At 58.3% G+C, this 20,751-nt stretch carries 15 protein-coding genes; 4 read left to right on the top strand and 11 right to left on the bottom strand.

From position 1 onward, the window contains the following. Position 1 precedes the first annotated feature (1 nt). The 9 genes from PJL69_RS12670 to nth all read right to left on the bottom strand — a co-directional run bounded on the left by PJL69_RS12670 (position 2) and on the right by nth (position 9,741). Positions 2–1,894, bottom strand: coding sequence for an AMP-dependent synthetase/ligase (locus PJL69_RS12670; RefSeq protein ID WP_271309969.1), 1,893 nt, complete (start codon positions 1,892–1,894; stop codon positions 2–4). 13 nt (positions 1,895–1,907) lie between these two features. Continuing rightward, positions 1,908–2,681 (bottom strand): ABC transporter ATP-binding protein, encoded by a 774-nt coding sequence (locus PJL69_RS12665; protein WP_271309968.1) that lies wholly within the window; start codon positions 2,679–2,681, stop codon positions 1,908–1,910. Continuing rightward, complete coding sequence (locus PJL69_RS12660; RefSeq protein WP_271309967.1) at positions 2,681–3,451, bottom strand: ABC transporter ATP-binding protein; 771 nt, start codon at positions 3,449–3,451, stop codon at positions 2,681–2,683. The genes PJL69_RS12665 and PJL69_RS12660 overlap by 1 nt, the downstream gene beginning before the upstream one ends. Then, positions 3,448–4,533, bottom strand: coding sequence for a branched-chain amino acid ABC transporter permease (locus tag PJL69_RS12655; RefSeq protein WP_271309966.1), 1,086 nt, complete (start codon positions 4,531–4,533; stop codon positions 3,448–3,450). The genes PJL69_RS12660 and PJL69_RS12655 overlap by 4 nt, the downstream gene beginning before the upstream one ends. A 4-nt stretch (positions 4,534–4,537) precedes the next feature. After that, a complete protein-coding gene (locus PJL69_RS12650) occupies positions 4,538–5,413 on the bottom strand; it encodes a branched-chain amino acid ABC transporter permease (RefSeq protein ID WP_271310003.1) in 876 nt (291 codons plus the stop codon). A 159-nt stretch (positions 5,414–5,572) separates the two neighbouring features. After that, a complete protein-coding gene (locus tag PJL69_RS12645; RefSeq protein ID WP_271309965.1) occupies positions 5,573–6,688 on the bottom strand; it encodes an acyl-CoA dehydrogenase family protein in 1,116 nt (371 codons plus the stop codon). A gap of 10 nt (positions 6,689–6,698) precedes the next feature. Next, positions 6,699–7,880: an acyl-CoA dehydrogenase family protein gene (locus tag PJL69_RS12640; protein WP_271309964.1), complete on the bottom strand. Its 1,182-nt coding sequence runs from the start codon at positions 7,878–7,880 to the stop codon at positions 6,699–6,701. A 233-nt stretch (positions 7,881–8,113) separates the two neighbouring features. Next, positions 8,114–9,100 (bottom strand): adenosine kinase, encoded by a 987-nt coding sequence (locus PJL69_RS12635; protein ID WP_271309963.1) that lies wholly within the window; start codon positions 9,098–9,100, stop codon positions 8,114–8,116. After that, on the bottom strand, positions 9,097–9,741 hold the full coding sequence (gene nth / locus PJL69_RS12630) for an endonuclease III (RefSeq protein ID WP_209098005.1): 645 nt from the start codon (positions 9,739–9,741) through the stop codon (positions 9,097–9,099). Before nth ends, PJL69_RS12635 begins: the two co-directional genes overlap by 4 nt. A gap of 761 nt (positions 9,742–10,502) precedes the next feature. Between nth and dnaA the strand changes: the two genes are divergently transcribed. The 4 genes from dnaA to gyrB all read left to right on the top strand — a co-directional run bounded on the left by dnaA (position 10,503) and on the right by gyrB (position 16,874). Beyond that, positions 10,503–11,897, top strand: coding sequence for a chromosomal replication initiator protein DnaA (dnaA, locus tag PJL69_RS12625; RefSeq protein ID WP_271309962.1), 1,395 nt, complete (start codon positions 10,503–10,505; stop codon positions 11,895–11,897). A gap of 182 nt (positions 11,898–12,079) precedes the next feature. After that, positions 12,080–13,198 (top strand): DNA polymerase III subunit beta, encoded by a 1,119-nt coding sequence (dnaN, locus tag PJL69_RS12620; RefSeq protein WP_271309961.1) that lies wholly within the window; start codon positions 12,080–12,082, stop codon positions 13,196–13,198. 57 nt (positions 13,199–13,255) lie between these two features. Then, entirely contained in the window at positions 13,256–14,362 is a 1,107-nt protein-coding gene (gene recF, locus PJL69_RS12615; RefSeq protein WP_271309960.1) for a DNA replication/repair protein RecF, read from the top strand. A gap of 94 nt (positions 14,363–14,456) precedes the next feature. Continuing rightward, entirely contained in the window at positions 14,457–16,874 is a 2,418-nt protein-coding gene (gene gyrB / locus PJL69_RS12610) for a DNA topoisomerase (ATP-hydrolyzing) subunit B (RefSeq protein WP_271309959.1), read from the top strand. A gap of 53 nt (positions 16,875–16,927) precedes the next feature. On the opposite strand, the gene PJL69_RS12605 is transcribed toward gyrB, so the two are convergent. Both PJL69_RS12605 and PJL69_RS12600 read right to left on the bottom strand, forming a co-directional pair. Then, positions 16,928–17,527, bottom strand: a complete 600-nt coding sequence (locus PJL69_RS12605) for an exonuclease domain-containing protein (RefSeq protein ID WP_271309958.1) — start codon at positions 17,525–17,527, stop codon at positions 16,928–16,930. A 157-nt stretch (positions 17,528–17,684) separates the two neighbouring features. Beyond that, a complete protein-coding gene (locus PJL69_RS12600; protein WP_271309957.1) occupies positions 17,685–20,747 on the bottom strand; it encodes an efflux RND transporter permease subunit in 3,063 nt (1,020 codons plus the stop codon). Positions 20,748–20,751: the final 4 nt, after the last annotated feature.

Here is a 20,751-nt window from a genome sequence, read left to right as displayed (position 1 = left end):
CTTAGTACATTTCCTCAATCAGGCTTGCGTGTTTCTTCTCCACGAAGCTGCGCTTGAGCTTCATGGTGGCTGTCAGCTCTTCGTCCTCAGCCGTGAGCAGTACATTGATCAGACGGAAATCCTTGATCTGTTCGACGCGAGCGAAAGATTTGTTGACCTCCTCCACCTCCTCTTTGATGAGATCAACAACATCCTGCGCCGCGCAGAGCGAGGCAAAATCGGAGAAGGGGACTTTGCGGTCCTGAGCGTATTTCTCCACGTTTTCCTGATCAATCATGATCAGACAGCTGAGGTATTTGCGCGCGTCGCCAATCACCACAGCATCGGAAATGTAGTGGCTGAACTTCAGACGGCTTTCGATTTCGGCCGGAGTGATGTTCTTGCCGCCAGCGGTGATGATGATGTCTTTCAGACGCCCGGTGATGGTGACAAAGCCGTCTTCATCGACGCGGCCCACATCGCCGGTGCGCAGCCAGCCGTCAGCGGTAAAGGTCTCTGCGGTCTTTTCATTGTTGCGCCAATAACCCTGAAAGTTGTTGAGCCCCATGGTCTGGATTTCGCCATCCTCGGCAATGCGCACCTGAAAGCCGGGACAGGATTTGCCCACGGTGCCGATCTTGTTGTCATCCGGCAGGTTGATGGAGCAGAGCCCGGCGTTTTCGGTCATGCCGTAGCCCTCAAGCAGGGTCACGCCAATTGCCCAGTACCAGCGGATCAGCTCTGGTGAAATTGGTGCCGCTCCGGTGCCGCCACGGCGCATTTTGTCCATGCCAAGCATTCGGCGCAGGTTGCGCAGCACCAGAAAATCCCAGACCGCATAGTTGATCTGTGTCCCCATTGGCACAGGTTTGCGCTCCAGCAGGTAGTCGGCACGTTTGAGCCCCGCCTTGACCGCCATGGAAAAGGCAAAACGGCCAATGGGCGTAGCTTCTTGCGCAAGCACCAGCACACGCGAATAGATTTTTTCCCAAACGCGCGGCACGGCGGTGAAATGTGCCGGTGAAACCTCGCGCAGGTTGTCAAACACCGTCTCAGGGCTTTCGGCAAAATTCACCGTGGCCTTGCCGGCAATCGGGAAATAGGCTGACACATTGCGCTCCAGAATGTGACACAGCGGCAGGAAGCAGAGCTGTTCATCTTTGTCAGAGGTCGGCAAGGCGTGCGCGCCGGAGACACAGGCCGAGATGATGTTTTCCTGAGACAGCATGGCCCCTTTGGGCATGCCCGTGGTGCCGGAGGTGTAGATCAAAAGCCCCGTGTCATCGGGTTTGGCCTTGGTGATCTCAGCCTCAAACATACCGGGGTTTTCAGCAGCAAAAGCGCGCCCGGTGTCATAGAGATCTTCGATGAAGACGCATTTTTCGTGGCGCAGATCATGCAGACCATCCTGATCCAGAATGATGACCTTCACCACATGGCTCGCCTGCTCCTCGATCTCCAGAAACTTGTCGAGCTGCTCGTCGTTTTCCACAAACAGGAAGCGGCTGCCGCTGTCGCGCAGAAGGTATTCGAGCTGGCTGGCGCTGTCGGTGGTGTAAACCCCTGAGGCGATGCCGCCGACACATTGAATGCCCATGTCGGCATAGAGCCATTCCTTGCGGTCCTCAGAGAGGATCGAGACCACCTCGCCCCGTTCAAGGCCCAGCGCGCGCAGGCCCATGCCGATCCATTTGGCGTGCTCCCAATAGTCGCGCCAGGAGTAGCTTTGCCAGATGCCGAGGTCTTTTTCACGGTGCGCCGTGCGCGCGCCCAGTTGTTCGCAGCGTTTCTGAAACAGGCTAACCATAGTATCGCAGCCGTCCACCAACGCGGGGCGCTGACCGGGAATGGCGGAGACAATCACCCCGTTGATTTCAACCTGCTCCGGCGGGCGGGATGTGTTGTGAATGTTCATGTCCAATCCTCCCTCAGCGCCATGTTTTCTTGCGTTTCCAGCGGCGTTCACCGCGCGCGCCTTCTTCCTGATGGCCAAGATAGAAGGCTTTGATGTCTTCGCTCTCCATCAGCCGGTCGGCGGTGTCGTCCATCACGATGCGGCCCACCTCCATGACGTAGCCCACATCGGCCAGCTCCAAGGCGACTTTGGCGTTTTGCTCCACCAGCATCATGGTCACGCCTTCATCTTTGTTCAGGCGGCGCAGAATTGCAAAAATCTCCTGCACCAGCAGCGGAGACAGGCCGAGGGATGGTTCATCCAAGAGCATGATCTTGGGTCGCAGCATCAGGCCGCGCCCTATGGCGAGCATCTGTTGCTGACCGCCAGACAGCGTGCCCGCCTCCTGATGGCGGCGTTCGGCCAGAATGGGGAAATAGTCAAAAACCATCTGTCGGTCTTGTTCGATCTCCGCCTTGTCAAATCGGGTGTAGGCCCCCAGAGAAAGGTTTTCATCCACCGTCAGCAGCGGGAAGACTTCGCGGCCTTCGGGCACATGCACGATGCCTTGCTGCACCACCTTGTGCGGCTCCATGCCCTGAATTTCGCGGCCCTCAAAGACCACTTGGCCTTTTTCGGGGTCCATGATGCCGGAGATGGTTTTCAGAAGTGTGGACTTGCCTGCGCCATTGGCGCCAAGCACGGTGACCACCTGTCCCTTTTCCACCTGAAGCGAAACACCCCGGATGGCCATAATCGGGCCGTAGAAGCTCTCGATGTTTTTGATATCCAGCACTGTTTCGCCCATCACGCTGCCCCCGCGCCCAGATAGGCCTCAATCACCGCAGGATCAGATTGCACCTGCGCGGGCGTGCCTTCGGCCAGTTTGGCCCCATCGGCCAGCGCCAGCACGCGGTCTGAGACGCCGGAGACCAGCCCCATGTCATGCTCCACCATCAGAACGGTGATGCCCATCTGCTTGCGGATGTCGTCAATCCACCAGCGCATGTCCTGAGTTTCTTCGACCGACAGGCCGGAGGCGGGCTCGTCCAACAGCAAAAGACGTGGGCCAGAGGCCAGCGCGCGGCCAAGCTCGACCACTTTGCGCACACCGTAAGGCAGACCGGCAATCATCTTGTCGCGGTAAGGCTGGAGATCGAGGAAATCGATCACCTCCTCGACTGCGGCGCGATGGCGCTTCTCCTCCCGCCTTGCTTTGGGGGTGAAGAGCATCTCCTGCATCATATTGGTCTGGCGATGACGGTGACGCCCCACCAGAAGGTTTTGCAAAACCGTGGCGTGGTCAAAGAGTTCGATGTTCTGGAAGGTGCGCGCGATGCCCAGATCGGCCACCGCATCTGCATTGCGCGCCAGCAGGTCATTGCCATCAAAGGTGATCGATCCGGCATAAGGATCGTAAAACCGCGAGATCAGATTGAAGACCGTGGATTTGCCCGCGCCATTGGGGCCGACAATGGCGTAGACTTCGCCTTCTTCCACCGAGAAGCTCAGATCGTTGACCGCAACCACACCGCCAAATTTGAGCGTCGCGTTGGTGATTTCCAGAAGCGCGCTCATCTCAAACGCTCCGTTTTCAGGTAGCTTTTCTGACGTTTGAACATGTCTTTGCGCGCAAACGGGAAGAGCTCGAACCAGATACGGATTTTCATCCAGCGCCCGTAGATGCCCATGGGCTCAAACAGGATGAAAAGGATCAGGATCATGCCAAAGACGCCGGTTTCCAGCCCCGGAATGGCCACCGAGCTGCCGCCGATCAGGTCTTTGGTGATCGACAGGAACTGCGGCAGGAAGGCGACCACCACCGCGCCAAAGAAGGCCCCGTGGATCGAACCCAGCCCACCGATCACAATCATCATCAGGAGCGTGATGGAGATCACAATGGAGAAGGTCTCGTTGTTAAAAGCCCCGGCATAAAAGCCCATCAAGGCGCCCGCGAGCCCGGTGATGGCGCAGGAAATCCCGAAAGCGGCGGCCTTGGTGCGGGCGATGTGTACCCCCATGGCAGTGGCGGAGACCTCGCTGTCGCGCACCGCGGCAAAGGCGCGGCCCAGCGGCGCGCGCAAGAGGTTGCGATACCCCAGCGTGCAGAGAATCGTGACCGCAAGCACCAGCCAGTAAAACCGATCCGGTGTGGTCCAGCGCTCGATCTCGATGCCGAAGATGGTGATCATCGGGGCAAATTTTCCGGACACCCCATCGGTGATCGGATCCAGCAGCACGATGATGTCATCGGCCAGAATGGACAGCGCAATTGTGGCAATGGCGAGATAGATGCCGTGCAGACGGATCGCGGGGATGGCGATGATGGTTCCAACCACCCCGGTGAGGATGCCTGCGGCGGGGAAGGCGAGCAGGAACGGCCAGCCCTGTTCCATGAAGATCACGCAAGAGTAACAGCCCAGCGCAAGGAAGGCCGCGTGGCCCAAGCTGGCCTGCCCGGTCTGTCCGGTGAGCAGCATCAGCCCCAGACCGGCAATGGCCCAGATCAGAACATTGGTGACTTCGCCAAGGTAAAATTCGTCAATCAGCCACGGCAGCAGTACGGCGATGACAATCAGCGCGGCATAAACGCAGAAGCTCCAGAGGTCCGGGAACAGGCGGATGTCATGCTCATATGAGGTTTTGAAATGGATGCGCATCGGCTCAGACCTTCTTGCTGCGGACCTGTGAGAACAGGCCATGAGGGCGGAAGACGAGCACGAAGAGCAAGAGCGCATAGGGGGCGATCTGGCTGTATCCGGCGGCGAGATAGCGCGCGGCGAAAGGTTCGATCACCCCCACAATCAGCCCGCCCATAAGCGCGCCGGGCAGGCTGCCAAAGCCACCGATGACAGCGGCGGCAAAGGCCTTGATGCCCAAAAGCCCGGCGTTCGGGTCAATCGCACCTTTGGAGGCAAAGAGGATGCCAGCAACCGCTGCGGTTGCACCGGACAAGCCCCAGATCATGCCCTGCACCCGTTTCACCGGAATGCCCATGAAGTAGGCCGCCATTTGGTTCTGGCTGGCCGCCTGCATCGCGAGCCCCAGCTTTGTCCGCTGAAAGAACTGATAGAGGAAGAAGGTCAGCAGCACGGTGACGACAATCACCGCGATGTCGGCCATGCCAAGCACCACACCGCCCACATTAAAATCACCAATCGCAAGCGGGCTTTCCAATGTCTGCGGCTCGTGGCTCCAGATCGCACCGGCGACAAAGCGGATCACAAAGCCCAGCGCGATGGTGAGGATCACAACCGCCACCTGACTTTGCCCGAAGAGATGGCGCAACACAAAGAAATCAAGCAGATAGCCCAGCACCGCCATAAGCGCGATGGCGAGAGGAGCCGCCACCCAGAAGGGCAGCCCCATGTAATGCGCATTCGTGAGGCCCAAAGTAATAAAGGCGCCGAGCATCATGAAATCGCCTTGGGCGAAATTCACCTGTTCGGTCGCCTTATAGATCAGCACGAAGCCGAGTGCGATGAGGCCATAGACACAGCCGTTCGCAAGCCCGCTGACGAGCAGTTGCACAACTTCCAATGTTTCCTCCCATGCCGACATTTTGTCAGCTTTCCGGGATCAGTGTCTGGAGGTAATATTGTTGCGTCAAGCCTAATGCTTGACAAATTCTTGGAAAGCTCCGTTACGTCACCCTGATTTCACATACGCCCCCGTAGGTTAGCGCCTATTCAACCCTTGCTAGATGCCGCGGTGCCGCAAAAGCCACTCGGTGTGGCAGCCTGCGTCACCGAGAAACTCCGCCAATGCGCGGTCCCGTTTCATGAAAAGCCCGAGGTCCATCTCGTCGGTCATGCCGATGCCACCATGCATCTGTACCCCCTCTTCCGTGGCCTGCTGCCCTACATGCGCCATCTTGGCCTTGGCGGCGCGGCTGAGCGCCTCGGCCTCGGCGCTGCCGGCATCAATGGCGTTGAGCGCGCGGGCGATCAGCGAGCTGGTTTGTTCCAATTCGCAATACAGATCCGCCGCGCGGTGCTGAAGCGCCTGAAACTGGCCAATCAACAGACCAAATTGCTTGCGGGTGCGCAGGTATTCAAAGGTCTGCTCTGCGGCGGCTTTGGCCACGCCCAGTTGCTCTGCGGCGGCCACCGCACGACCCATACAGAGCGCGTGATCCAAGGCCTGTTGCGCCGCTGCGCCCGTGGCGAGAACCGCCTCTTTGGGCACGGATACCTCATCAAGGCGCAACAGTGCCGCATTACGATCATCCAGCAACCGCTGCGACGTAACCAAAACCCCTTCGGCCGCCGGATCGACCAGCACAAGCGCCAGTCCTTCCGCTGACTGCGCCACCACAATCAGGCGGTCTGCGCCGCTGCCATCCACCACAAAACTCTTGCGCCCAGTCAGGGCCAAACTGTCGCCGGTTTGGCTCAATGTGGTTGTGATCCGCCCGGGGCGGTGTTTGGCACCTTCCTCCAGCGCCAGCGCAACCCTGGTGGATCCCTGCGCAATCTTTGCGCCCCATTCTGCGAGCGCCGTGCCGCCGGTCTGACGCAACAGGGACGCTGACAGAACCGCCGTGGAGAGAAACGGTGCCACCGTCAGATTACGCCCAATCTCCTCTGCGATCACGCCTGCAGCCCGTGCGCCAAAATCCGCGCCCTCGACCTCTTCGGGCAACAGGATGCCCATCCAGCCCAGCTCCGCAAGCTCGGTCATGATCGCGCGGTCATACCCTTGCGCAGCGCCGTGTTCGCGCAAGGCCCGAAACGCCGCGATCGGGTGGGATTTGCTGAGATAGGCCGCGGCCGCATCGGCCACCAACTGGTGATCGTCATTTAAGATTTCCATCTCCGCCCCCTCAGCTTGGCAAATTCAAAATGGCTTTGGACAGGATGCCCAGCATCACCTCGGAGGTGCCGCCTTCGATGCTGTTGCCTTTGGAGCGCAGCCAATCCTGCGCCGCCTGCCCCGCGTCATTGGCCGGGCCTTCCCAGACCAAATCCTCAGCGCCCCCGGCCGCCACGCGCAGGCTTTGGCGGCGTTTGTTGAGCTCGGTGCCGAGGTATTTCAACTCCGCAGAGCGGGCGCCCAGCTCGTTGCCCGCCCGGATGTAGGCGCGGGTCATGTCTACGTGGGCGCCAAAGGCCATTTCATCGACCAGAAAGCGCCCCAGCTCTGCGCGCATCATCGGATCATCCAGCCGCCCAGCGTCATCAAGCCCAATGGCCTGCGTCGCATCAGCGATCAGATCGGTTTTGGCAAAGATCGCCGCATCGGAGCCGCCAATCATCTCGCGCTCATGGGTCAGCAGATATTTGGCAATGGTCCAGCCCTGCCCGCGCGCGCCAACGATCTGATCCTTGGGCACCTGTACCGCGTCAAAGAAGGTTTCGCAAAATGGCGATGCGCCGGAAATCAGCTTGATCGGCTTGGTCGTCACCCCCGCGCTTGCCATATCAAACAGCAGGAAGGAAATTCCGGTGTGTTTCTTGGCCTCAGGTTCGGTGCGTACAAGGCAGAAAATCCAATCCGCCTTATCGGCATAAGAGGTCCAGACCTTCTGGCCGCTCACTTCTAAGAAATCGCCCTTGTCCTCGCCTTTGGTCTGCAGGCTGGCCAGATCAGAGCCTGCGCCCGGCTCGGAATAGCCCTGACACCAGCGTATTTCGCCGCGCGCAATTTGAGGCAAATACTGGCGTTTCTGGGCTTCGGTGCCAAATTCCAACAGCGCCGGCCCCAGCATCCAGATGCCAAAGCTCTGCAAAGGCGGACGGGCATTGATCCGCGCCATTTCTTCGGACAGGATCTTCTGCTCTGGTCCTGACAACCCGCCACCGCCATAGGCTTTGGGCCAGGCCGGCACGGTCCAGCCACGGGCGGCCATCACGTCGAGCCACTCTTTTTGAGCCGAAGACTGAAACACGTAGTTTCGCCCGCCCCAACAGATATCCGCCTCCCCCATGGGCTGACGCATTTCTTGTGGGCAATGGGTGTTCAGCCACTGCCGCGTGTCCTGGCGAAACTGTTCCAGCTCTGTCATCGTACCCTATCCCTGCACCTGCTTTGGTGCAGATGCGAGCACGGAGGCCAGCGCGCTGTCAATTCTACGCCCCGGTATCTACGCGACGTCAGAAAAAGAAGAGAAGGGGCCTAACGGTCCCGCAAGTATCGCGTGAAGCGACCAGCGGCAACAGTGACACCCCTTCTCATTTTTAAGTATCACCGCCAGAGTCACCTCTCAGGTGCCACCGGCGAGTCAGTCAAAACGTTCCGTCAGCCGAGCAGACCGGCCTTTTGGAACAGAGCTTTCACGTCTTTCTCCGGGCGCGCGCCGTAGTGGCTGATCACCTCTGCCGCCGCGATGCAGCCCATTTTGCCGGAGGTTTCCAGCGACTGTCCGGTGGCCACACCATAGAGAAAGCCGCAGGCAAACTGATCCCCGGCGCCGGTGGCGTCCACTGGCACGATTTCGTTCACCGAAACGGTGGCCTCTTCCTCGCCGCTGAGCAGCACAACGTCTTTGCCCGAGCGGGTGCAGACCACCATGCCCGCGTCCTGCGCCGCCTGTTCAAGCGCGGCGCTGAGGTCAGTCTGATAGAGCGAGGCCCATTCGTGTTCATTGCCGATCACGAAATCCAGCTCTTTCACCAAACGGCGGAAATCGTCGCGGTGGCGCTCTACACAGAAAGGATCAGACAGGGCGATGCCCGCCTTGCCGCCCCCGTCGCGGCAGAGTTTGGCGGCGCGTTCAAAAGCTTCTTTGCCTTTGGGCTTGTCGTAGAGGTAGCCTTCAAGGAACAGGAGCTGTGCCTGACCGGCCACATCATCAGAAACGTCATTCGGGCCGACCTCAGAGGAGATGCCCAGATAAGTGTTCATGGAACGCTCGCCATCCGGGGAGACAAAGATCATCGAGCGCGAGGTCGGCAGCTCACCGCCTGGCACCGGCGGGTTCACAAAATCGGTGCCGCCGGTCTCCATGGATTGCGCATAGAACTGGCCCAGCGCGTCATCATGCACACGACCAATGAAGGCGGTGGAGAGGCCCAGCGCCCCGAGGCCCGCGAGCGTGTTCGCCACCGAGCCGCCCGGTGCCTGTGTGCGGTTGGTCATCGCCGCATAGAGCATTTCGCCCCGCTCTTTTTCCACAAGCTGCATGATGCCTTTCTCGATCCCCATAAGATCCAGAAAGCTGTCATCAGACTGGCTGATCACATCAACAATGGCGTTGCCGATGCCGACAACCTGATAGTTTTTCATAGGTTTTTGTCCTCAAAAAGGCAGAGATCGCGGATGAGACAGGTGCCACAAAGTGGCTTGCGTGCTTTGCACACATAGCGGCCGTGCAGGATCATCCAGTGATGGGCGTGGAGTTGAAAATCCACGGGAATTTGGTCTTCGATAGCGCGTTCCACGGCGACCACGTCTTTGCCGGGACAGACGCCGGAGCGATTGCCGAAGCGGTAGATGTGGGTGTCCACAGCCTGTGCCGGGTACTGCCACCACATGTTCAAAACCACATTTGCGGTCTTGCGGCCGACACCGGGCAGGCTTTCCAATGCGGCGCGGGAGTTGGGCACTTCACCGCCGTATTGGTCGACCAGAATGCGCGATAGTTTGATCACATTCTTGGCTTTGTTGCGATAAAGCCCAATGGTCTTGATGTGGTTTATGACCTCCTCTTCCCCCAAATCGAGCATTTTCTGCGGCGTATCCGCCAGTTTGAAAAGCTCTTTGGTGGCGCGGTTTACACCGGCGTCGGTCGCTTGTGCGGACAGGGCAACCGCCACCACCAAAGTATAAGCGTTGACGTGATCAAGCTCGCCTTTGGGGTGGGCTTCAGCTGCCTCAAACCGCGTGAAGATCTCACGGATCGTGTGGTAATCAAGTTGCTTTGCCATCGCTGCCTGTTTTGCACCGGGCCGCGCAGTGAAACAACCCCGCAGAGGTCCCGTAACTGCGGCTCAGGGTTGCATTATGTCAGAAGTTCCCCTGCCAAGGATGAGGCTGCGGCAATTCTGCGGGGGCAGGATTGTGCCCTGTGCATAAGCCAAACGTCCCAACGATTCCTTTTGGGAATCGCTGCGATGCACATCCCTTGTGGCAGGGACGCCACAACGCCTGATGAGCAACTGACCCCGAAACAAAAGAAAAACGGTGCTTTCGTGCCACCACATAGTGTGCGCCGAAAGTTTTCATAAAATACACGCATTAAGAGAAGGTAAATTCGCGCACCTTTTGACCAGATGACAATTTCTATTTCCCAACAATAACTTATCCACCTGTGGATAGATTCTTTTTCTGAATCCTCTGAGTCAAGATCGAAGTTCAGTTGCTCGCGTGAGCACCAGCTTGCTAGGTTCTGACAGCGATTCACATCGCCTTGGGGGGGACAGACGCTGACACGCTATGGCTTTGCCATGCCAGCCAGCTGATCCGGTTACATCATGGATGTAACTTTATCAGTTGGTGGGGTGTATGCTGTTCCGACAAATCTGCGCTTGCGCGTTAGACGCACTCTACCTGGGATCTGGGACTCCCGGAACGGTAGAGCTATGTCTAATTTGTTGCCGTTATGGCCTTCAGACGACGTGATCATGGGACAAGACTAAGACTGGGCAAAGCCCGGCGCGACGGAACGTTTGAAGGAACACGGGAACAGATGACCGACGAAAAATGGGGCGACATACAGCAAGACCTTCTCAAGACGGTTGGCCAGAACAATTTTAAAACCTGGATCGAGCCGGTCGATCTAGCGGAGCTGAACGAGGGTGTGGCCACCTTCCATGTGCCCACCAACTTCATCGGCAACTACGTGTCGCAAAACTACGGTGATTTGATCTTGCACCAGCTGAATCAGGCTGGGGCGGATGTGCAGCGAATGCAATTCAAGGTTGCATCACAGCAACCGCGCCGTGCAATGAGCACCGGCGCCGCTACGGCGACTGCGACACCAACAGGTGCAGCTGTGAGCGCGGGTGCAGCTGCAAAGACTGCTTCGCACTCTGAAACCGAAATGACAGGTGCGCCGCTGGACGCTCGCTTCACCTTTGACAGCTTCGTTGTCGGCAAACCGAACGAGCTGGCCAATGCTGCGGCACGCCGTGTGGCCGAAGGTGGCCCTGTCACTTTCAACCCGCTGTTCCTCTATGGTGGTGTGGGTCTGGGTAAGACACACTTGATGCACGCAATCGCCTGGGAGTTGCAGGCGCATCGCCCCGATTTGAACGTGCTGTATCTTTCCGCCGAGCAGTTCATGTATCGCTTTGTCCAAGCGTTGCGTGACCGCAAAATGATGGATTTTAAAGAGCTGTTCCGCTCTGTTGACGTTCTGATGGTGGATGACGTTCAATTCATCGCCGGCAAGGACAGCACACAGGAAGAATTCTTCCACACCTTCAATGCGCTGGTGGATCAGAACAAGCAGATCATCATTTCTGCTGACCGCGCGCCGGGCGAAATCAAGGATCTGGAAGACCGCATTAAGAGCCGCCTGCAATGTGGTCTGGTCGTTGACCTGCACCCCACAGACTATGAGCTGCGCCTTGGCATTCTGCAGAACAAGGTCGACAGCTACCGTGAGCAATACCCTGAGCTTCAGCTGGCAGAGGGTGTGTTGGAATTCCTGGCCCATCGCATTTCCACCAACGTGCGCGTGCTGGAAGGCGCGATGACCCGTCTGTTTGCCTTTGCCTCTCTGGTGGGTCGTGAGATCACCATGGAGCTGACGCAGGACTGTCTGTCCGACGTGCTGCGCGCCTCAGAGCGCAAGATCTCTGTTGAGGAAATTCAGCGGAAGGTGGCCGAGCACTACAACATTCGCCTGTCGGACATGATCGGCCCCAAGCGTGTGCGCACTTTTGCCCGCCCGCGTCAGGTGGCAATGTATCTGTGCAAACAGCTCACCTCCCGTTCGCTGCCGGAGATCGGCCGCCGTTTTGGTGGGCGCGACCACACAACAGTCATGCACGGTGTGAAGCGGATCGAAGAGCTGCGCAGCTCTGACGGGCAAATCGCAGAAGATCTGGAAATGCTGCGCCGGGCGCTGGAAGCTTAAGCGCCACCCCGCATCAAACGCAAAATACGTTACCAAAACGCCGCGCCCACAAGGGCTGCGGCGTTTTCCATACCCCTATACGCTTGACGGCCCCTCAGAAGTGGCCGACAAAACCAACAAAACACTTGTGTCGGCAAGGGATGTCGCTAATTTGCCCTTCCCGGCAATCGGAGGACGATGGGATGAAAATCAGTATCGAACGCGCCGTACTGCTGAAGGCAGTGTCGCAAGCACAGTCTGTCGTTGAGCGGCGCAATACAATTCCGATCCTGGCCAACGTCCTGATCGAAGCGGAAGGGGACACAGTCCAGTTCCGGGCGACCGACCTCGATATTGAGGTTGTGGACAAAGCCAACGCCATGGTGGAGCGCGCTGGCGCGACAACCGTTGCGGCAACCACTCTGCATGAGATTGTGCGCAAGCTGCCTGATGGTGCACTGGTCACACTAACGGACGACAGCGCCGCTGGCCGTTTGACAGTGGAAGCGGGTCGCTCCAACTTCTCGCTGGCCACGCTGCCTCGCGAAGACTTCCCGGTGATGGCAACCTCTGAGTACACCTCAAACTTCTCCGCCCCTGCCCCGGCGCTGCGGCGGCTGTTTGACAAGTCAAAATTTGCAATCTCCACCGAGGAGACCCGCTATTATCTGAACGGCGTTTACATGCACGTTGCGGATGCGGATGGCGGCAAGACGCTGCGGGCTGTGGCGACCGATGGTCACCGTCTGGCACGCATCGACACGGATGTGCCTGCTGGTGCAGCAGATATGCCCGGTGTGATTGTGCCACGCAAAACCGTGGGTGAGCTGCGCAAACTGCTGGACGACGATGAAATGGAAATCGCGGTCTCCGTCAGCGAGACCAAAGTGCGCTTTGCCACACCTGACATCACCCTGACCTCCAAAGTGATTGACGGCACCTTCCCCGACTACAGCCGCGTGATCCCGCAGGGCAACACCCGCAAGCTGGAAGTGGATGCGGCAGAATTTGCCAAGGCGGTGGACCGTGTGGCGACTGTTTCCTCGGAACGCTCCCGTGCAGTGAAACTGCAACTGGACGAAGACCGTCTGGTGCTGTCTGTGAACTCTCCAGACAGCGGCGCAGCGGAAGAAGAGCTGGTCGTGGCCTATAACGACGAGCGTCTGGAGATCGGCTTCAACGCGAAATACCTGCTGGAAATCGCGAGCCAGGTGGATCGCGAAAACGCGGTGTTCATGTTCAACTCTGCGGGCGATCCAACCCTGATGCGCGAAGGCAATGACACCTCCGCCGTCTATGTTGTTATGCCGATGCGGGTGTAACGGGCTTGCGCCGATGCCACTGGCAGAGGTGGTTTGTCACTGTAAGAAGTCGGACACATGTCTGAATTGGTGCTGACATCTCTCCACCTGTCTCATTTCAGGTCTCATAAAAAAGGCGCCCTTCAGTGTGATGGGCGCCCTGTTGCGTTATTTGGCCCCAATGGGGCGGGCAAAACCAACATTCTTGAGGCGGTGTCGCTGTTTTCGCCGGGCCGGGGCATCCGCCGGGCCAGTGCCGAAGAGATGACACGCCGCCCGGAGGCGATTGGCTGGAAGCTTTCCGGACTTTTGCGCGCGCGGGGCACCTCATATGAAATCGACATTCGGTCTGAAAACGGAGCCGCGCGGCAGGTGCAAGTGGATGGCAAAGCCGCGCCACAGGTACAGTTGGGGCGCCTCGCGCGGGTGCTGTGGCTGATCCCGTCGATGGATCGGCTGTGGATTGAAGGCGCAGAAGGACGTCGGCGGTTTCTGGACCGGATGACGCTGAGCTTTTTCCCGGATCATGCGGAGCATTCGCTTGCCTATGAAAAGGCCATGCGGCAGCGCAATCGTCTGCTGAAAGAGCAGCTTAACGATGCCCATTGGTATGTCGCACTGGAGCGGCAGATGGCAGACAGCGGGGCGCGCATTCATGCAGCACGCACCCGCACGGTAGAGCGCCTGAGCACAGCGCAAACTCAGGCGGAAACCGCATTCCCGGCCGCAGAACTTGAGTTGATCCAGTCCGAAGGCAGCATGCCTGACAGCCAAGCGGATCTGGCTGAAGCTCTGGCAGAAAGCCGGTTTCGCGACATTGCGGCGGGCCGCTCGCTTGTTGGGCCTCATCGCACCGACATGCTGGGCACGTTTCTGAGCAAGGCGGTGCCTGCGAAAGATTGCTCTACTGGGGAGCAAAAAGCGCTGTTGGTATCGCTCATTCTCGCCAATGCGCGGGCACTGGCCGAGGACCTTGGCGCGCCGCCTTTGCTGCTACTGGATGAGGTCGCTGCCCACCTTGACCCTGACCGCCGTGCCGCGCTGTATGACGAGATTTGCGGGCTTGGGGCGCAAGCCTGGATGACAGGAACGGAACGCAGCCTGTTTGATGCGATGGGCGCACGCGCGCAGTACTTTGAAGTCACTGACACCGATGGGATTTCGGCGCTTTCTGAGCAAGCCTAGCCCCCACCGCTTTCATTGCGGAAAATTTGGCCATTTGCGTGACAACCCCGCCCAGATCCGATATAAAATCGGGAAACCAAAAAGGGCGACATGAATGTCTGACAACGCGCAAAATCCCGAGCAATATGGCGCGGATTCCATCAAAGTTCTCAAAGGCTTGGAAGCGGTCCGGAAACGGCCAGGGATGTATATTGGCGACACCGACGATGGCTCGGGTCTGCACCATATGGTTTATGAGGTTGTGGACAACGGCATCGATGAGGCGTTGGCCAACCACGCAGACCATGTTCGGGTGAAAATTCACGCTGACAGCTCGGTCTCTGTCTATGACAACGGGCGCGGTATTCCGGTGGATATTCACCCCGAAGAAGGCGTCTCTGCGGCTGAGGTGATTATGACCCAGCTGCACGCTGGCGGTAAGTTTGACAGCAACTCCTACAAGGTGTCGGGCGGTCTGCACGGCGTTGGGGTTTCAGTTGTGAACGCGCTGTCGGTGTGGCTTGAGCTGCGTATTTGGCGCAACGGCAAAGAGCACTACGCCAAGTTTGAGCACGGCGATTGTACTGAGCACCTGCGCGAAGTGGCAGAATGCGGCGATGAGACCGGCACCGAAGTGCGCTTTATGGCGTCCACTGATACGTTTTCCAACATCGACTACTCTTTTGACACGCTGGAAAAGCGCCTGCGCGAGCTGGCCTTCCTGAATTCCGGTGTGCGCATCATTCTGGAAGACGAACGCCCGGCAGAGCCGCTGCGCACCGAGCTTTACTACGACGGCGGTGTGAATGAATTCGTCAAATATATCGACCGCCACAAAACCCCGCTGATGGAAGCGCCGATCTATGTGAAAGGCGAGAAAGACGACATCGGTGTTGAGGTCGCGATGTGGTGGAATGACAGCTACCACGAAAACGTGCTGCCCTTTACCAACAACATTCCACAGCGCGATGGCGGCACACACATTGCGGGCTTCCGTGGCGCGCTGACCCGCACCTTGCAAAAATACGCACAGGAAAGCGGTGTTGCGAAAAAAGAGAAGATCACCTTCACCGGCGATGATGCCCGTGAGGGCCTGACCTGTGTGCTCTCCGTGAAAGTGCCGGATCCGAAGTTCAGCTCCCAGACCAAAGACAAGCTGGTGAGCTCGGAAGTGCGCCCGGCGGTTGAAGGGCTGATGAACGAGAAGCTGACCGAGTGGTTTGAGGAAAACCCGCAGACCGCGAAGATGATCGTTTCCAAGATCCTTGAGGCGGCCCATGCCCGGGAAGCGGCGCGTAAAGCGCGCGAGTTGACACGGCGCAAAACGGCGATGGATGTGAACTTCCTCGCTGGCAAACTCAAGGATTGTGCGGAGAAAGACCCGTCGAAGACCGAAGTCTTCCTCGTGGAGGGGGATTCTGCGGGCGGATCTGCACAGACTGGTCGGGACCGGATGACACAGGCGATCCTGCCGCTGCGCGGTAAGATCCTGAACGTGGAGCGCGCGCGCTTTGACCGGATGCTGAGCTCGCAAGAGATCGGCAACCTGGTGATGGCGCTTGGCACCGGCATTGGGCGCGATGAATTCAATGTCGAGAAGCTGCGATACCACAAAGTGGTGATCATGACCGATGCGGACGTGGACGGCGCGCACATTCGGACGCTGCTGCTGACCTTCTTCTATCGTCAGATGCCAGAGCTGATCGAGAAAGGGCACCTCTATATTGCCCAACCCCCGCTCTACAAAGTGGCGCGCGGCAAGTCTGAGGTGTACCTGAAAGATCAGGGAGCGCTGGATGATTATCTGGTGAACCAAGGCATTGAAGGCGCAGTGCTGAAGCTGGGCAACGGCATGGAAATAACCGGTCAGGATCTGGCCCGCGTTGTGACCGAGGCACGTCGGCTGAATCAGGTTCTAGAAGCGTTTCCAACGCATTACCCACGCCACATTCTGGAGCAGGCGGCCATTGCAGGTGCCTTTGTGCCCGGTGCGGTGGACAGCGATCTGCAAGGCGTGGCCGACAAAGTTGCGCAACGTCTGGACCTGATTGCGCTGGAATATGAGCGGGGCTGGACTGGGCGTATCACACAGGATCACGGCATCCGACTGGCCCGCATTCTGCGCGGTGTCGAAGAGGTGCGCACGCTGGATGGCCCGATGCTGCGCTCTGGTGAGGCACGCAAATCCGGCAGTTTCACCGAGAGCCTGCAGGAAGTCTACGGCACCTCGGCGACGCTGGTGCGCAAAGATCGCAGCCAGATCATCCATGGGCCTCTGGACCTGCTGAAAGCCATTCTGGCGGAAGGCGAGAAAGGTCTGACACTGCAGCGCTACAAAGGTCTGGGGGAAATGAACCCCGATCAGCTGTGGGAAACCACGCTGGACCCGGATGCCCGTACCCTGTTGCAGGTGAAGGTCGAGGATATGGCAGAAGCCGATGATCTGTTCACCAAGCTGATGGGCGATGTGGTGGAGCCGCGTCGTGAATTCATTCAGAAGAACGCGCTGAGCGTGGAAAACCTCGACTTCTGAGTGCTGTCACATGGGATGTTGAAACGCGGGGCTTATGCTCCGCGTTTTGCGTTTCAGAAGGCAAACGACATCTGCAAATGCGCGGTTTTGCCGGTGATTTCTTCAATGGTTTCACCCAAACGTCGCTCTGCTTTCAGCACGACTTCGGCCGCAGCGCGCGCGTCTTCGCCTGCGTCATGGTGGTGAAACTGCAGACCCAGCGCCTCTTTCAAATGGCCGAGACCATGCCCGCCATTGCCCCGAAACTCAGGCCAGGCCTTGCGCGCGATTTTCACGCTGTCGGCCCAGTGAAGCTTTGACTTGCCAAGCCCCGCTGTGAGGCAGGCGGCGGTGATGGCCTTTTCGTCAAACCCGCTGTGCTGCACCAACAAATGGCGCGACAGAACTGAAGCCATCACAGGCCAAGCCTGCGCAAACGTAGGCGCGCCCCGCACAGTGGCAGCGCTGATCCCCGTGAGCTCTGTGTTAAACGGCGCAAAGGGCTCTTCAGGGTCAATGTAGGTGGCAAAAGTTTCGATGGAACCGTCCATACGCACCCCGGCAAGGCCGATCTGACTGATACTACTGCGATGGGCGTTTGCCGTTTCTACATCCAGCGCGATGAAGCGAAAGAGGCCGTCGAGCATGGGCTGATCCGGCGAAAAAGCTGTCATGTACTGGTTCCAAGCTGCTGGGGTGTTTTGCCTTGTTATAGGACAAGGTGAACACAGATGCACCCGTATCGGTCGACGTTCAAGTGCAGTGTTGGTGCGACTTCAATAGAAAAAGCCGCCCGGTGGGGCGGCTTTCATTGATTGTCTTGTTTGGCTTTTAAGCCGTGGCCGCTTTGGCCGCTGCCAGTTCCCGCCGTTCATCGCCTCGGAAGAACACCAGATAGAACACGGGTGCCGCAATCAAGGTCAGGATCGTGGCAAACGCCAGACCGCCCATGATGGTGATCGCCATGGAGACAAAGAAGGCATCGGTCAGCAAGGGAGCCATGCCAAGGATGGTCGTGACTGCAGCGAGCATCACAGGGCGCAGACGGGATACGCTGGCTTTCACGATGGCCTCTCGCAAGGGCACCCCTTCGTCGCGCACAAAGTCGATCTCTTCCACCAGAACAATGCCGTTTTTGATCAGCATGCCCGATAGGCTCAAAAGACCCAGAAGAGCTGTGAAGGTGAAAGGCATATTGGTGCCCAAGAGCCCAATCGCCACGCCGTTTACGGACATCGGCACCAGTAGCCAGATGATGATTGGCTGACGCACTGCGTTAAACAGAAGCACCGAAATCAGAACCATGATCAGCAAGCTCAGCGGGAGCTGCGCGCCGAGGCTCGCCTGCGCATCGCCGGAGGCCTCAAGCTCACCGCCCCATTCCATTTTATACCCTACCGGAATGGGCATGGCTTCGATGGCTGCGGTGACTTCTGCTTGCACTTGTGCCGCAGTGAGACCGGAAGGAATGTCTGCACCAACCGTGATGGTTGGCACCCGGTCACGGCGCTGGATCAGCGTGTTTTCCGTCTCATGCACAAAGCCATCCACCATCTGCTCAACTGGCAGGAAGGAGTTGGAGGTCGGGGAATACACGAGTTGATCCATCAGCCCGAAGTCCCCTTCCGCAGGACGGCGCAGAATGATCGGGATCAGGCGGTCCTCTTCGCGGAACACCCCCGTGGCTATGCCATCGGTTGAGAACTGCAGCATGCCGGCCAAATCTTCGCGATTGACCCCCGCTGTTTGCGCCCGCTCGGTGGCATAAAGGGGTTTAATAACCACTTCCTGCTCACGCCAGTCGGTGCGCACACTCAGGATGTTTTCAGACGCCTCCTTCAGCACCTGCTCCGCTTGCGTTGCCAATGCGCGCAGCACGGCAGGGTCGGTTCCGGACAAACGCACCTGAATGGGATCTCCGCCCCCTGGGCCAAAGATCAAACGTTTGGTGCGGAACTCCCCTTCGGGAAGATGCGCCGCGGCAAAGGCTTCCAGATCTTTCTGCAGCGGAGGAATCGCGTCGATGGTTTCCGTGCGCACGATCAAATGGCCATAGCTCGGGTTCTCAGGCTCAGCGTTGTAGGTCAGCAAGAAACGGGTTGCGCCCTGTCCGACAACGGTGGTGAAATTCACCACGTCATCGCGCGCTGACAGCCAATCCTCGACCTGTTTCATATGTGATGAGGTGGTGCCGATGGGCGCGCCCTGCGGCAGTTTGTAGTGCACAAAGAACAGAGGCGTGTTGCTGTCGGGGAAGAACTGTTGCTTGACCAGGCCAAAGCCAGCATAGCACACCACAGTCACCGCAAGCAGCCCCGGAATGACGAGCCAGCGCAGCTTGAGCGCCATGCGCAAAGACCAGCCGTAGGTGCGGAAAATGAACCCACTGTAAGCGTCATCACTTTCGCCATCGCCCTGTTTAAACAGGTAGTGCCCAAGCAGTGGTGTGACGGTGAGCGCGAGCAGCCAGCTGAGCAACAGAGAGATCCCGATCACAGCAAACAGTGAAAACAGGAATTCACCCGTCGCATCCGGGCTGAGTCCGATCCCAGCAAAGGCCATGATCCCGATGATGGTTGCCCCCAAAAGCGGAATCTGGGTTTTGCCGGAGGCTTCATCCGCGGCTTCACGTGAATTTTTGCCTTTGTGCATCGCAATCTGCATGCCCTCGGCCACCACAATCGCGTTGTCCACCAGCATGCCCATCGCAATGATCAGCGCCCCAAGAGAGATACGCTCCATCTCAATCGAGAAAAGCCCCATGAAGAGGAAAGTGCCCACAACTGTCAAAAACAGCGTCACCCCCACCACAACGGCAGCGCGCCAGCCCATGAACACGGCCAAAACAGCCACAACGATGGCGACCGACATGGCGAGGTTCACAAGAAAGTCGTTGGAGGCTTTGTCCACCACCAGATGCTGCTGATAGATTGGATGCAGCTGAACACCGGCAGGGATATCACCGGCCATGGTTGCCAGCTTGGCATCCACACGGTTGCCAACCTCGACGATGTTTTCTGTGGCGATGCCCGCGACACCAAGGGTGAAGGCCTCATCCCCGTTGAAGCGGATCACAATGTTGGGGTCGTTGACCCGGTCACGAAACACATTGGCCATATCCACGAGGTTCACCACATGGCCACTTTGGCCGAGCGACAAACCTGCAATTTCATTTACGGTGTCGGACCCATCCGGTCGGATGATCCGTGTTTTGGAGGTGTCTGTGGTGACGGAGCCTGCATCGGTGACCGCATCCGAATTGGCAATCGCATTGGCAATCGCCGTCAGAGAAATGTTCTGGTTCACCGACAGCGCCAGATCTGGCTCAACAAAGATGGCTTCTTGAGGCAGGCCCTGAATTTCGACGTCTGCCACCCCGTCAACGGTCAGCAATTCGCGCCGAAGGAAAGTCGACAGATCATGTTTTTCACCGTCAGAGAAACCTTCGGCGGTGACCGCAAAGAAGATCCCGAACACATCCCCAAAAGTGTCATTGACCAAAGGATCTGCGACACCTGCAGGCAAGTTGCGCCCCGCATCGCGGATGCGCGCCCTTAGCCGTGTCCAGATGTCTTTCAACTCATCTCCGCCATAGGTGGATTTGATGTGCACATCAATGCGCGAGCGGCCGGGTTGGTTTGTGGAGGTGATAAAGTCGATCTCCTCCATCTTCTGGATGGCGGATTCGAGCGGCTCTGAAACTTCGGTGGCCACCTGCTCAGCTGTGGCGCCGGGATAGCTTGTGATCACCACCGCCTGTTTGATGGTGAAAGCCGGATCTTCCAGCCGCCCCAAGTTAAGAAAGGCCGCAGCGCCCCCAAACAGGAAAATCAGAATGATCAGCCATGTGTAAATCGGACGGTCAATGGAACCGCGTGCAATATTGGGCATCATGGCG

It is taken from the genome of Shimia sp. MMG029 (assembly GCF_027947445.1).
Classification (GTDB): domain Bacteria; phylum Pseudomonadota; class Alphaproteobacteria; order Rhodobacterales; family Rhodobacteraceae; genus Shimia.
This window is presented reverse-complemented; position numbering and strand designations above follow the sequence as displayed.